This window comes from Streptomyces sp. NPDC029466 (genome assembly GCF_055574515.1).
The window spans coordinates 127,478-141,190 of the sequence record NZ_JBVHZH010000006.1; the positions used below are offsets into that span (position 1 = coordinate 127,478).

The 13,713-nt window shown below is 74.5% G+C and carries 11 protein-coding genes; 7 read left to right on the forward strand and 4 right to left on the reverse strand.

From position 1 onward, the window contains the following. The first annotated feature begins 105 nt into the window (after nt 1–105). Entirely contained in the window at nt 106–2,565 is a 2,460-nt protein-coding gene (gene treY, locus ACZ4XD_RS08125; RefSeq protein ID WP_468039355.1) for a malto-oligosyltrehalose synthase, read from the forward strand. A 56-nt stretch (nt 2,566–2,621) separates the two neighbouring features. On the opposite strand, the gene ACZ4XD_RS08130 is transcribed toward treY, so the two are convergent. Beyond that, the gene (locus ACZ4XD_RS08130; RefSeq protein WP_468039357.1) at nt 2,622–3,518 is read right to left on the reverse strand and encodes a LysR family transcriptional regulator; all 897 of its coding nucleotides are present in this window, start codon (nt 3,516–3,518) and stop codon (nt 2,622–2,624) included. Between the two features lie 131 nt (nt 3,519–3,649). Here ACZ4XD_RS08130 and lpdA point away from each other — a divergent pair, with 131 nt between their 5' ends. Further along, entirely contained in the window at nt 3,650–5,095 is a 1,446-nt protein-coding gene (lpdA, locus tag ACZ4XD_RS08135; protein WP_468039359.1) for a dihydrolipoyl dehydrogenase, read from the forward strand. Nucleotides 5,096–5,144: 49 nt separating this feature from the next. Here lpdA and ACZ4XD_RS08140 read toward each other — a convergent pair whose 3' ends face one another. After that, on the reverse strand, nt 5,145–5,690 hold the full coding sequence (locus ACZ4XD_RS08140) for an FHA domain-containing protein (protein WP_468039361.1): 546 nt from the start codon (nt 5,688–5,690) through the stop codon (nt 5,145–5,147). Nucleotides 5,691–5,882: 192 nt separating this feature from the next. Here ACZ4XD_RS08140 and treZ point away from each other — a divergent pair, with 192 nt between their 5' ends. Next, entirely contained in the window at nt 5,883–7,661 is a 1,779-nt protein-coding gene (gene treZ / locus ACZ4XD_RS08145; RefSeq protein WP_468039363.1) for a malto-oligosyltrehalose trehalohydrolase, read from the forward strand. A gap of 7 nt (nt 7,662–7,668) precedes the next feature. Here treZ and ACZ4XD_RS08150 read toward each other — a convergent pair whose 3' ends face one another. Next, entirely contained in the window at nt 7,669–8,202 is a 534-nt protein-coding gene (locus tag ACZ4XD_RS08150; protein ID WP_468039365.1) for a type 1 glutamine amidotransferase domain-containing protein, read from the reverse strand. Nucleotides 8,203–8,455: 253 nt separating this feature from the next. On the opposite strand from ACZ4XD_RS08150, the gene ACZ4XD_RS08155 reads away from it, so the two are divergent. From ACZ4XD_RS08155 to ACZ4XD_RS08170, 4 genes are all read left to right on the forward strand, one after another. After that, on the forward strand, nt 8,456–10,066 hold the full coding sequence (locus ACZ4XD_RS08155; RefSeq protein WP_468039367.1) for a PucR family transcriptional regulator: 1,611 nt from the start codon (nt 8,456–8,458) through the stop codon (nt 10,064–10,066). A gap of 63 nt (nt 10,067–10,129) precedes the next feature. Next, on the forward strand, nt 10,130–11,065 hold the full coding sequence (locus ACZ4XD_RS08160) for a metallophosphoesterase family protein (RefSeq protein WP_468039369.1): 936 nt from the start codon (nt 10,130–10,132) through the stop codon (nt 11,063–11,065). Further along, entirely contained in the window at nt 11,062–11,721 is a 660-nt protein-coding gene (locus ACZ4XD_RS08165) for a 4'-phosphopantetheinyl transferase family protein (protein WP_468039371.1), read from the forward strand. The genes ACZ4XD_RS08160 and ACZ4XD_RS08165 overlap by 4 nt, the downstream gene beginning before the upstream one ends. A gap of 134 nt (nt 11,722–11,855) precedes the next feature. Continuing rightward, the gene (locus ACZ4XD_RS08170) at nt 11,856–13,154 is read left to right on the forward strand and encodes an NPCBM/NEW2 domain-containing protein (protein WP_468039373.1); all 1,299 of its coding nucleotides are present in this window, start codon (nt 11,856–11,858) and stop codon (nt 13,152–13,154) included. Between the two features lie 149 nt (nt 13,155–13,303). Here ACZ4XD_RS08170 and msrB read toward each other — a convergent pair whose 3' ends face one another. Continuing rightward, nucleotides 13,304–13,711 (reverse strand): peptide-methionine (R)-S-oxide reductase MsrB, encoded by a 408-nt coding sequence (gene msrB, locus ACZ4XD_RS08175; protein ID WP_468039375.1) that lies wholly within the window; start codon nt 13,709–13,711, stop codon nt 13,304–13,306. Nucleotides 13,712–13,713: the final 2 nt, after the last annotated feature.

The following is a 13,713-nucleotide window of genomic DNA, read 5'->3' on the forward strand; positions in this document are numbered from 1 at the left end:
CTACGAAGGTCCCCGCCCCCGGCGCCCACTCCGTCGGAGGAAACAACGACACCCATGCGGCAGGGAGATGACACAACGGGCCGTCAGCGGGGTACGGGTGTTCCCATGACGCAGCCCTCCAGTCCGTCGCCGACCGCCACCTACCGGCTGCAACTCCAGCCGGACTTCCCGTTCGCCGCCGCCGAGCGGGCCGTCCCGCATCTGGCCGCGCTGGGCATCTCCCATCTGCACCTCTCTCCGGTGCTGGAGGCGGTGCCGGGCTCCACACACGGCTACGACGTGGTCGACCACACGGCCGTACGGGCCGAGCTGGGCGGTGAGACGGGGCTGCGGGCGCTGGCGGCGACGGCCCGCGCACACGGCCTCGGGCTCGTCGTCGACCTGGTGCCGAACCATATGGCGGTGCCGGAGCCGATGTCGCTGAACGGGCCGCTGTGGCAGGTGCTGCGGGACGGCCCGGCGTCCCCGTACGCGCGCTGGTTCGACATCGACTGGGGTGCCGGGCACGGCGGGCGGCTGCTGCTGCCGGTGCTCGGCGGCCGGATCGGCGAGGAGCGGCGGCACTTCCGCGTCGAGGGCGAGGTGCTGCGCTATCACGGGCATGCCTTCCCGTTGCGCCCCGGGACCGAGAAGCTGCCGCCGGACCGTCTCTTGGAGGCCCAGTGGTACCGCCTCGCCTGGTGGCGGCTGGCCCGCAGCGAGCTGAACTACCGCCGCTTCTTCACCATTTCGGAGCTGATCGGGGTGCGCGTCGAGGACCCCGAGGTGTTCGAGGCGACGCACGGCACGGTGCTGCGGCTGATGGATGAGGGCGTCATCGACGGGCTGCGCATCGACCACCCGGACGGTCTGGCGGACCCCGGCGGCTATCTGACCCGGCTGCACGAGCGGACCGGCGGCCGCTGGACGGTGGTGGAGAAGATCCTCACCGGGGACGAGCGGCTCCCGGACAGCTGGGCCTGTGCGGGCACCACCGGCTATGACGCCCTGCGGCACATCGACGGGCTGTTCGTCTGCCCCCAGGGGGCCGGACGGCTGTTCTCCCACTACCGGGACTTCGTCACCCCGCTGGCCGACGAGGGCGGCGACTGGGAGGAGACGGTGCGCCGGGCCGCGTACGAGGTCGTCACCCACGATCTGGCCACCGAGATCGAGCGGCTGGTGCGGACCGCGGCGCGGATCAGCGCCCGCGCCCCCGGGCCGGGCGACCATGCGACCTGGGCGCTGCGGCACGCCCTCCGTGAGCTGCTGGTGCGGCTGCCGGTCTACCGTCCCTATGCCGCGGATCCGGCCCGGGCCGGGCAGGACGCGGCCATGCTGGACGCGGCGGCGGCGCAGGCGCGTACCGCCTTCCGGGTGCCCGAGGAGGCGCGGGCGGTCGATCTGCTCCGTGATCTGGCGCTCGGCCGGCTGACCGACCCACCGGAGCAGGACTCCACGGACTGCGCCGACTTCACCGCGCGGTTCGCGCAGACCGCGTCCGCGCTGCACGCCAAATCCGTGGAGGACACCGCCTTCTACCGCTATCCGGTGCTGCTGTCGGCCTGCGAGGTCGGCGGCGATCCGGGGGAGCCGGCGCTCGCCCCGGAGGTGTTCCATACGTACTGCGCCCGGCTTCAGCGGGACCGGCCGGCGGCCGGCACGGTGCTCTCCACCCACGACACCAAGCGCAGCGCCGATGTACGGGCGCGGATCGCGGTGCTGTCGGAGTGCCCGGACCGGTGGCGGGATGTGCTCGGCGCGATGGGCGACGACGCGGTGTGCGGTCGCACGGCGAGTGCGCTGGACGGGATCGGCCCAGCGGACCCGATGGTGTCGTGGCTGGCCTGGCAGACCGCGTTCGGCCTGGGTGCGGCCGGGGACGGCGGGGCGGCGGAGCGGGTGGCGCCCGCGGTGCTCAAGGCGGCCCGGGAGGCCGGGCTGCGGACCTCGTGGACGGAGCGGAACGCGGGCTACGAGGACGCCGTCGAGGAGTTCGTCCGCAACGGGCCCTGCGGTCCCACGGCCGCCCCGCTCGCCGCGCTGGACGGGGAGCTCGCCCCGTTCGTCCGCGCGAATGTGCTGGGCGCGACGCTGCTCCAGCTCACCATGCCGGGCGTCCCCGACCTCTATCAGGGCACCGAGCTGGGCTATGCCGCGCTGGTCGACCCGGACAACCGGCGGCCGGCCCGCTTCCGCCCCGAGCTGCTCACCGCGCTGGACGGCGGGAGCCCGCCGGGCGATCTGTCCGGCGAGAAGCTCCGGCTGACCGCCGCGGCACTGCGGCTGCGGCGTGACCATCCGCAGTGGTTCGGCGCCGCGGCCTCGTACGAGCCGGTGTACGGGGAGGGCCCGGCGGCCGAGCACTGTGTGGCGTTCTGCCGCAGCGGGCGGGTGCTCACGGTGGTGACCCGGCTGTCGCTGCGGCTGGTGGAGACCGGCGGCTGGTGGGACACCCTGCTGCGGCTGCCGTCCGAGGGCCCCTGGCGCGAGCTGCTGACCGGGCGTGAGCTGCCGGGCGGCACGGTGGTGGGGCTGAGCGACCTGCTGGCGGAGTCGCCGGTGGCGCTCTTCGCCCGCGAGTGACGTGACGTGGCGTCAGTTTCTGCCGTCCCGCTGTTCATTCGCGCGTGGTGTAGCAGTCAGTCCGCGGTGTCCGGGTGCCCCTCCGTGCCGCCCACCGTGCGCAGCAGCTCCGTGAACTCCGCGGCCGCGCCGGTCGGTTCGACCCGGGAGAAGACGGTGATGTCGCGGTGCCAGGGTGGGTCGGTGGGCACGACCGCACAGTCGAGGCCGCGGAGTTCATGGGCCGCGGTCAGCAGGACACCGACGCCCGCCGACGCCATCCGGACGGCCGTGGAACTGTGCTGGGTGCGGACCGCGGTCCGCGGGGTGAAGCCGGCCCGTTCGCACTCCCGGTCCAGCCAGCGCCGCCCGTCCACGACCGGCTCCAGGCTGCACCGCACCCAGGGGCGGTCCGCCAGCTCGGCGAGGCGGACCGATTGCCGGGCGGCGAGCGGATCACCGTGCGGGACGACCAGCACCATCCGCTCCCGTCCCACGACGGTGACCGGGCCCGGCCAGTCCTTGGGGCGCGGCCCGAGCGCCAGATCGGCGACCCCGCGGGCCATCTGCTCGTCCAACTCCTCGGTGGTGGCGTACTCATGGAGCACCAGACGGACGCCCGGACGCGCGCGGGCCCACCGGGCGCAGACCTCCGGGAGCACCCCGACCGCCTGGGCGTGCACCGTCGCGATATGCAGTTCGCCGCTCTCCGCGCCGCCCGCCGCGAGCGCGGCGCGGCGGGCCTGCCGGGCGCTGCGGACGGCGAGCTGGGCGTGCGGGAAGTAGGCGCGGCCCATCGCGGTCAGCCGTACCCCGCGCGTCATCCGCTCCAGCAGCGGGCCGCCGACCGTCCGCTCCAGCGCCTTGATCTGGTGCGAGAGCGCGGACTGGGTGACATGCAGCGCCTCGGCGGCACGGGTGAAGGACTCCTGCTCCACGACCGCGACGAGGTACTCCATCTGCCGCAGACTCATGCCCGCCCCTCCCGGTGCCCTCGGCCCTCATGACGCACCACACGGGAAGCCCCGGCGCATGAAGGTTCTTCATCGCCTCCATGGAAACATTGCCTTGGACTCATCACCGCAGGTGGGCGGAGTCTGAGTGCATGAGTGAGACAGCGCCGAACACGGCGGACGTGATCGTCATCGGCGGCGGCACCGGCGGCTACAGCACCGCCCTGCGCGCCGCGTCCCTGGGCCTGCGGGTGGTGCTGGCCGAACGCGATCTGATCGGCGGCACCTGTCTGCACCGCGGCTGCATTCCCAGCAAGGCCATGCTGCACGCGGCCGAGTTGGTGGACGGCATCGCGGAGGCCCGCGAACGGTGGGGCGTCAAGGCCACCGTCGACTCCCTGGACTGGCCGGCCCTGGTGGCCACCCGTGACACCATCGTCGCCCGCAACCACCAGGGCGTGGCCGGGCACTTGCGGACGGCGGGGGTGCGGGTCCTCCAGGGCACCGCGCGGCTGACCGGGCCCCGTACGGTCCATGTCGAGGGCGCCGGGGAGTTCACCGCGCGGCGCGGCATCGTGCTGGCCACCGGCTCCCGGCCGAGGATGCTGCCGGGCCTGGCCGCGGACGGCCGACGGGTGGTGACCAGCGACGACGCACTGTTCGCGGCCGGGCTTCCGGCGTCCGTCCTCGTCCTGGGCGGCGGGGCGATCGGCGTCGAGTACGCGTCCTTCCACCGCTCCATGGGGGCCGGGGTCACCCTCGTCGAGGCGGCCGGGCGGCTGCTTCCGATGGAGGACGAGGATGTCGGCCGCCATCTGGCGCGCGGGCTGAAGAAGCGCGGTATCGCGGTCCGTACGGGCTCCACGCTCACCGACACCGAGCTGCTGCCGGACGGGGTGCGGGCCACCGTGCGCACCCCGAAGGGCGAGGAGCTGGTGATCGAGGCCGAGCGGCTGCTGGTCGCGGTGGGGCGGGCCCCGGTGACGGACGGGCTGGATCTGGCGGCGGCCGGGCTGGCGGCGGACGAGCGGGGGTTCGTCGCACCGGCGGACTGGTCTCGGCTGGAGACCGCCCTCCCGGGCATCCATGTGGTCGGCGATCTGCTGCCGCCGCCGTCCCCGGGGCTGGCCCACGCCTCCTTCGCGGAGGGCCTGTTGGTGGCCGAGACCCTGGCGGGGCTGCCGTCGCGGCCGGTGGACTACGCGGCCGTGCCGCGGGTGACGTACTCCGCACCGCAGACCGCGTCGGTCGGCCGGACCGAGGCCGAGGCGCGCGCCGGCGGCCTGGACATCAAGGTGAACACCATGCCGCTGGCCGCCACCGCCAAGGGCATGGTGCACGGCCAGGGCGGCATGGTGAAGGTGATCGCGACGGCGGACGGTGCGGGCGGTGCGGGCGGTGCGGCAACGGGCACGGTGCTCGGGGTCCATCTCGTCGGCCCGCATGTCTCGGAGATGATCGCGGAGAGCCAGCTGATCGTGGGCTGGGACGCCGAACCGGCCGATGTCGCCCAGCACATCCACGCCCATCCGACGCTGTCGGAGGCGGTCGGCGAGGCGTTTCTGACGCTGGCGGGGCGGGGGCTGCACCAGCACTGAGCGGGGCCGGGGCACCCGCGGCCCCGTCCTCCGGCGCGCGCCGCCCCGCTCAGCGCTCCGTCAGGACGTAATCCACCTGGCCGAACCTGATGTGGTCCCCGGGGCCGACCGGCACCTCGCCCACCACCCGGCGGCCGTTGACGCAGGTGCCGTTGGTGGAACCGAGGTCGCGCAGCAGCCAGCCCTGGCCGGCGCTGCGGAGTTCGGCGTGGGTGCGGGAGACCGTCTCGTGGTTGAGGCGCAGACCGGAACCGGGGGCTCGTCCTATGGCCAGCGGGAGTGGGCCCGGCTCGGGCAGCAGCAGCTTCGGCAGCCGCTCCGTACGCCAGGCGCGGCGCACCCGGAGGTGGAAGGCGGACACCCGGCCCACCATCCGCAGTACCACGCCCTGGACCTTGCCGCGGGTCGCCAAGTCGGCGGTGACCAGGTCGAGTTCGGACTGCTGTTGGGCGGTCAGAACGAGTTCCAGGCGTCGCAGGAAGGTGTCCTGGGACAGCCGTCCCTGCGCCGCGCCGTCACGCAGCAGGTCGAGGGCGCGTTCCCGGTCGGCGTCCGACGGCCGCGCCGGACGCGCAGGGAACTCGAGCGAAGTCATACCGGGATTCTCCGGCGACCGCGAGCCGCTGTCCAGGCGATGTGGCTGCGCAGAGCGCTGCGGACGGGTCCGCGGCCTCGCCGGAACGGCCCAGCGGATGGCGCGATGTGGCTGCGCGTCGCCACGTCGGACTGTCGGGCGGCGCGGCGGCGTGCTTTCGTCGGGGCCGGGACCGAACGAAGGAGGACGGCCGTGCTGTTCGAGGTGTGGGCGCCACAGGCCGGGCGGGTCGCTCTCCAGTGGGCGGGGGACCGGGCGGGCGAGCCGCCGGTCCCGATGGAGCGCGATGCCGCCCGCGCGGGCTGGTGGCGGGCCGAGGCACCGGCCCGGGACGGGGACCGGTACGCCTTCCGGCTGGACGGCGGGCCACCGCTGCCCGATCCGCGGGCCGCCCGGCTCCCGGAGGGCCCGGGCGGGCCCGCCGCGGTCGTCGCACACGACCGGTTCGGCTGGCGGCATCCGTGGCCGGGCCGCCCGCTGCCCGGTGCGGTCCTCTACGAACTGCACATCGGGACCTACACCCCCGAGGGCACCTTCGACGCCGCAGCCGCGCGGCTGCGGCACCTCGCCGACCTGGGCATCACCCATGTCTCCCTGATGCCGGTCTGCCCGTTCCCCGGCACCCATGGGTGGGGGTACGACGGGGTCGCGCCCTGGGCGGTGCACGAACCGTACGGCGGGCCGGACGGGCTCAAGCGGTTCGTGGACGCGGCGCACGGGCTCGGACTGGGGGTCGTGCTCGATGTGGTGCACAACCACCTCGGCCCGTCCGGCAACCCTCTCCCGGCGTTCGGGCCGTACTTCACCGACACCCATCAGACCCCGTGGGGCGCGGCGGTCAATCTCGACGCCCCCGGTTCCGATGAGGTGCGCGCCTACTTCCTCTCCAGTGCGCTCTCCTGGCTGCGCGACTACCGGCTCGACGGACTGCGGCTGGACGCCGTGCACGCACTGCACGACGACCGCTCCCCGCACTTCCTGGCCGCCCTGTCCGCCGCCGTCGACGCACTGGCCCGGCGGCTGGGGCGCCCGCTGTTCCTGGTCGCCGAGTCCGATCTCAACGATCCGCGCACCACCGCGCCCCGGGCGGACGGCGGGCAGGGGCTGCACGCCCAGTGGAACGACGACTTTCATCACGCCCTGCACACCGCGCTCACCGGCGAATCCCAGGGCTATTACGCCGACTTCGCGCGGGCCCCGCTCGCCGCCCTCGCCAAGACGCTGACCGGCGGCTTCTTCCACGACGGTACGCACTCCGCCTTCCGCGGCCGGCGGCACGGCGCACCGCTCGACCTGCGGGTCACCCCCGCCTACCGGCTGCTGGCCTACGCCCAGACGCACGACCAGATCGGCAACCGCGCGCTCGGCGACCGGCTCGCCGCCGGGCTCTCCCCCGGCCTGCTGGCCTGCGCCGCCACGCTGGTGCTGTGCGCGCCGTTCACCCCGATGCTGTTCATGGGCGAGGAATGGGGCGCGACCACCCCGTGGCAGTACTTCACCGATCACCAGGATCCGGAGCTGGCGGAGGCCGTACGGGAAGGGCGGCGGCGCGAGTTCACCGCGCACGAGTGGGCCGGTGACGCCGCGGACTGGCCCGACCCGCAGGACCCGGCGACCCGCGACCGCTGCGTCCTGGACTGGACCGAACCGGCCCGGGAGCCGCACACCGCGCTGCTGGCCTGGCACCGCACGCTGCTGGCGCTCCGTCATGAGCTGCCCCCGCTGACCGACCCGGACCCGCGGCACACCGCCGTCCACTACGACGAGGCGGCCCGCTGGCTCCTGCTGCGGCGCGGTCCCCTACGGGTGGCGGTCAATCTCGCGCCGGACACCACGGCCGCCGTCCCGCTGGGCGACGACGGCGGGGCCGCCGGGCTCCAGGCCCTGGCCGGCTGGCCCGGTGCCCGGCTCCCCGACGCGGACGGGGTGCTGCGGCTCCCGCCGGAATCGGCGGTGGTGCTGGGCCCGTAGGGGCCCGTCAGTGCGAGAACTCCGAGACGAACGCCGCGCAGAAGGCCTCCAGATCGGCCGGCTTCCGGCTGGTGATCAGGGTGTTCGGTCCGGCGGTGCAGATCTTGACCTGCTCGTCGACCCAGGTGCCGCCCGCGTTGCGGATGTCGGTCCGCAGGCTCGGCCAGGAGGTCAGGGTGCGGCCACGCACCACATCGGCCTCGATCAGCGTCCACGGCGCATGGCAGATCGCGGCCACCGGCCGTCCGGCGTCGAAGAAGGACTTGATGAACGCCACGGCCCGCCGGTCCAGCCGCAGGGCGTCCGGGTTGGCGACCCCGCCGGGCAGCACCAGTCCGTCGAAGTCCGCCGCGGTCGCCTCGTCCACCGTCAGATCGACGGGGAAGGTGTCCGCCTTGTCCAGGTGGTGGTACGCCTGGACCTTGCCCGCGCGGGTGGAGACCAGCGTCGGACCGCCGCCCGCGTCGGTCACCGCCTGCCACGGCCGGGTCAGCTCGACCTCTTCGGTGCCCTCGGGGGCCACCAGAAACGCCGCCTGCATACCGAGCTCACGTCCCTTCGTCGGGTCGCGAAGCGGGGAGGGTTCCCCGCTCCCACACCTCTCGACCATAACGGCCCGCCGGGCCCGCGCTCATCCGCGGGACGGGGCGGTGTTCCCGGCCCCGCACCGCGCACCGCACAGCTGCCGCCAGCGGCCGGCCGCGCCGCCCTCCGGCCGCCCGAACCCGCAGGCCACACCGCCCGGCCGGTCGCCCGGGTGTCCACCGCGGGGCCCTCTGCTGGACACTGTGTCTATGCCCCTGCACCTCTCCGACCTGCTGGCCCGGCCCGATCTCCGGCTGTCGGTCACCTACGACGTGCCGCAGCGGCTGCTGGCCCGCACGATCGAAGCGGCGACGGTCTCGGATCTGCCGGCGCCGGGAAAGTGGCTCCAGGGCGGCGAACTCCTCATGACCATCGGCCTGTTGCTGCCGCAGGAACCGGCCGCGTGCCGGGCGTACGTACGGGACGTGGCCGAGGGCGGGGCGGCCTGTCTGGCGCTCGGCCTGGGGCAGGGGCTGCCGTACCAGGAGGCTCCGGAGCCGCTGGTGACCGCGGCCGGGGAGGCCGGGCTGCCGCTGCTGACGGTGCCGGACGGGGTGCCGTTCATCGCGGTCACCAAGGCGGTCTTCGAGGCCCGGGCCGAGGAGCAGCGCGAGCGGCTCCAGCGGGCATTCGCCACCCAGCGGCGGCTGACGGCCGCGGCGACCGGCGGCGGACTGCGGCCGATGCTCGCGGAGTGGACGGCCGCCACCGGGGTCGGCGCGGCGGTGTTCGACCCGCTGGGGCGGCTGCTCGCGGCGGGTGAGCGGGCGCAGCGGACACCGCCGGCAGCGGCCCGGGACCTGATCGGGCGGGTCGCCGCGCGCGGACTGCGCGGCAGCGCGTCCAGCACGGCCGCCGGGGAGCAGCTGGAGGTGCAGCCGCTGGGGGCGCGCCGGCTGCGGGGCCTGCTGCTGCTCACCGGCCGCCCCGACGACGCCGCCCGTTCGGTCGTCCCCGGCCTGGTCTCGCTGCTCTCCCTGGAGCTGGAGCGGCGGCACCTGCGCGATGAGCCGGAGCGCCGCCGCAGGTCGGCGCTGCTGTCGGAGCTGCTGGCGGAGGAGGATCCGGCCGCCGGTCGGGCCCGGGACATCCTGCGGTCGGTGGGGCTGACGGCCGAGCGGGTGCGGGGAGTCGTGGTGGCGGCCGGGGGCGGTGCGGGCGAGGGCGGGGCCCTGACCGCGCCGGGGGCCGGGGCCGGGGCTCCGGACGGCGCCGCGCAGGAGATGGCCGCCGATCTGGCGCTGGCGATGCCCGGTGGCCTGGTCAGGGTGGTGGACGAGGCGCCGGGCGCGGTCATCGAGGCAGTGATCGGCGAGGATCTGGACATCCGCGATGTGCTCGCCCGTTTCGCCCCGGGCCGCCCGGCCGGCATCGGCCCGGCCAGCGCCCCCGAAGCGGTACGGGTGTCCGTGCGCCAGGCCACGGGGCTGCTCGCCGTCAGCCGGGCGAGCGGCGAACCCGCGGAGGCCCGGCAGAGCCAGGCCAGCCGGCTGCTGCTCGACCTGGGCGACCGCCGGACGCTGCACGGCTACGCCGACACCGTGCTCGGCCCGCTCGATCTCGCGGACCACGGCGAGGAGTTGACCGCCACCCTCGCCGCCTGGCTGGAGACCGGCGGCGCCTGGGACGCCACCAGCCGGCGCCTCGGCGTCCACCGGCACACCGTCCGCAACCGCCTCGACAAGGTCATGGACCTCACCGGCCGCCGCCTCGACGACCCCGACGACCGCTTCGACCTCTGGCTGGCCACCCGTATCCGCCGCGGCGACGCCGCCTCCGACACCGGCGGCCGGCCGGCCGCACCACCCCCAGAGCGGTGACGCAGGGCAGTTCCCCCCAGGTCCGCGCTTCACTCTCGCGCCCGCACCGTCTTTACTTCGATGATGACCTACGAGATCCGCACCCCCACACCCGGCGCCGCCGGGCCCGCCGCCGGCTCCTCGCACGGCGGCGGCCGCGGCAGATTGGTGGCCGTCAGCGATCTGCACGTCCGCTACAAGGAGAACCGCGACATCGTCGAGGGGTTAAGACCGGAGTCCGAGGACGACTGGCTGCTGGTCGCCGGCGATGTCGGGGAGTTCGTCTCCGACATCCGCTGGGCGCTGTCGCTGCTCAGCAGCCGGTTCGCCCAGGTGGTGTGGGTGCCCGGCAATCACGAGCTGTGGACCCCGGCCCAGGACCCGGTGCAGCTGCGCGGCGTGGAACGCTACGAGCATCTGGTGGACATCTGCCGGGAGTTGGGCGTGCTCACCCCCGAGGACCCGTATCCGGTGTGGGAGGGCGACGGCGGACCCGTCGTCATCGCACCGCTGTTCCTCCTCTACGACTACACCTTCCGGCAGCCGGGGACGAGGTCCAAGAAGGAGGCGCTCGCCCGCGCCGAGAAGGCCGGGGTGGTCTGCACCGACGAGCACTTCCTGCATCCGGACCCGTATCCGAGCCGGGAGGCGTGGTGCCGGGCGCGGGTGGCCGAAACCGAGGCCCGGCTCGCCGCCGTGCCGGAGGAGTTGCCCACCGTGCTCGTCAACCACTGGCCGGTGGTACGCGAGCCCACCCGGCCCCTGTGGTACCCGGATTTCGCACTGTGGTGCGGTACGGAGTCGACCGCGGACTGGCCGCACCGGTTCCGTGCCGCCGCGGTCGTGTACGGCCATCTCCACATCCCGCGGCTGCTGACCCTGGACGGCGTACCGCACCAGGAGGTCTCGCTCGGCTATCCGCGGGAGTGGCAGCGCCGGGCCGCCGCGCCGGGCCGCCCGGTCCAGATCCTGCCCACGCCGGCCACGGTCGCCTCCGGCACCCCCGGGAGCCCCGCATGATCGAGAAGCTGCTGCCGGCCCCGGTCAGCACCGCCGAGGCCTTCGATGACGCACCGCTGTCCGAGATGTTCCCCGAGGAGTGGGCGCAGGTGGCCAACGCCGTGCCCAAGCGGCAGCGGGAGTTCGGCACCGTACGCGGCTGCGCCCGCCGGGCCCTGGCCGAGCTGGGCTTCGCCCCCGCGCCGCTGCTCCCCGGCCCCAACCGGGAGCCGCAGTGGCCGGACGGCGTCGTCGGCGCCATGACGCACTGCGCCGGCTACCGCGCCGTGGCGGTGGCCCGCGCGGGAGAGGTACGGACGATCGGCCTGGACGCGGAGCCCAATCTGCCGCTGAACGACCCCGGGGTGGTCGACCTCGTCACCCTCCCCGAGGAGCGCGCGCAGATCCGCCGGCTGGCCGCGCTCCAGCCCGAAGTCTGCTGGGAGCGCCTGGTGTTCAGCGCGAAGGAGAGCGTCTACAAGGCGTGGTTCCCCCTCACCCGCCGCTGGCTCGACTTCGAGGAGGCGCTGCTCACCCTCGACCCGACGAACGCCACCTTCACCGCGCGCCTGCTCGTCCCCGGGCCCGTGGTCGACGGCAGCGAACTCACCGCATTCAGCGGCCGGTGGCTCGTCGGTTCGGGGCTGGTGGTGACGGCGATCGTGGAACCGGTGTGACGGGGCGGCCGCGGGTGGCGGGGAGGCCCCCGCGGCCCATCCGGTGTCAAATGACGCACCGGCAGCGGGGTACCGGTAGACCTTGGGGTATTTTTCATGGCCCGTCAGGACGTTGAAGGGTCATCAGCCCACTCATGCAAGAGCACAGCGACACCACCGGTGGGACCGCGCCCTCCGACACCGAGCTGGTCCGGCGTATCCGTGCGGCGGCCGGGCCCGGCGGCCGGCTGTCGGCCGGCCCGTATGGCGCCCCGGTCCCGGACGGCGCGGCCGGGGCGGGCGAGGAGGCCCTCAACGAGTTCCACCGCCGGCACTACGCCGCGGTACTGGCCTACGCCCGGGGCTGCTGCCGGTCCTCCCAGGCGGCGGCCGATCTGACGAAGGAAGCCATCAACGGCGTCCTGCACTCCCCCGGCCCGGACGAGGCTTCCGATGCGGCCTGGCGGGACAGCCTGCTGGCGGCGGTACGCCACACCGCCGCCGCCTGGCACCAGCACTCCCGGAACACCGAGCTGCGCGACGACTTCGCGTCCTGGCTGGCCGCCCAGCCGGAAGGCGCCGGTACCGCGGACGGCGAGCGGCCGGCCCCGGCCGGGGGCGGCCGGCCGTCCGGCGGCGGCGTGCCCACGGCCGGTATGAGCTTCTCGGGGACGGTCCCGTCCGCCGCGCCGGACCAGCCCCGGCGGACGTGGTTCTCTCCGGCGCGGATCACCGTGCTCGCGGTCGCGGTGGCCGTCCTGGCCGGTGTCGCGATATCCGCCGGCTCGCTGTTCGGCCCGTCGCGGCACGAGGCCGAGGCCGACGGACCCGCACCGTCCGGACACACGTCGGCGCCCGCCCCGGGCCGGTCGCCGACCACCTCCCCCAAGGATTCGGCGAGCGCCTCCCGCTCGGCGTCCGGCTCCCCGGACCCCACCCGCAGCGCGGCATCGAAACAACCGAAGCCGCGGCACCCGTCGCCCAAGAAGCCGTCGTCCTCCGCGCGTCCGGGCCACAAGAACAAACCGCCGGGCCACACCACTTCACTGACCGACCGGCAGTGGATCGCCAGCAGCGACAGCTACGCGCCCACGCGGCTGAACAGCAGCGTCGACGGACATCCCCTCACCATCCAGGGAGCCGGCTATGCGCAGGGGCTGGGCGCGCACGCCGACAGCCAGCTCCTCTACGACCTCGGCGGCTCCTGCTCCGCCCTCACCGTGGACGTCGGCCTCGATGACGAGGTGGGTGCGAACGGCTCCGTGGTCTTCCAGATCTACCGGGACAACACCCTGGTCGCCGACAGCGGGCTGATGACCGTCGACCAGCCCGCCCAGCGCCTCACCGCGGATCTCTCCGGCGGCAGCCAGCTGCGGCTCGTGGTCACCGACGGCGGCAACGGGAACAACTCCGACCACGCCGACTGGGGCAACCCCCAGCTCACCTGCCGCTGATCCGGCCACCGGGCAGCGGCCGGACGGCGGCCTGACTGCGGCCGGACGGCGACCGGATCAGGACGGCCCGCCCCTGGAGCGCCGGACCGGCGTCCGGGGGCGGTTCCGCGCCGTGCCGTCCATGCCGCCCATGCCGTCCGGCGCTCCGCTCACCGCTCGTCCGGCACCAGCCGCAGCGAGATCGAGTTGATGCAGTACCGCTGGTCGGTGGGGGTGGGGTACCCCTCGCCCTCGAAGACGTGCCCGAGGTGGGAGCCGCAGCGGGCGCACCGTACTTCGGTCCGCACCATGCCGTGGGAGTTGTCAGGGATGAGCTCCACGGCGTCCGCGTCGCGGGGGTCGTAGAAGGACGGCCAGCCGCAGTGGCTCTCGAACTTGGTGTCGGAGCGGAAGAGCTCGGCACCACAGGCCCGGCAGGAGTAGACGCCCTCGGTCTTGGTGTCGGTGTATTCGCCGACGAAGGCGGGCTCGGTGCCGGCCTGGCGGAGCACCTGATACTCCGCCGGGCTCAGCTCGGCGCGCCACTGCTCGTCGGGCTTGTCGATCTCGTACGGCATCC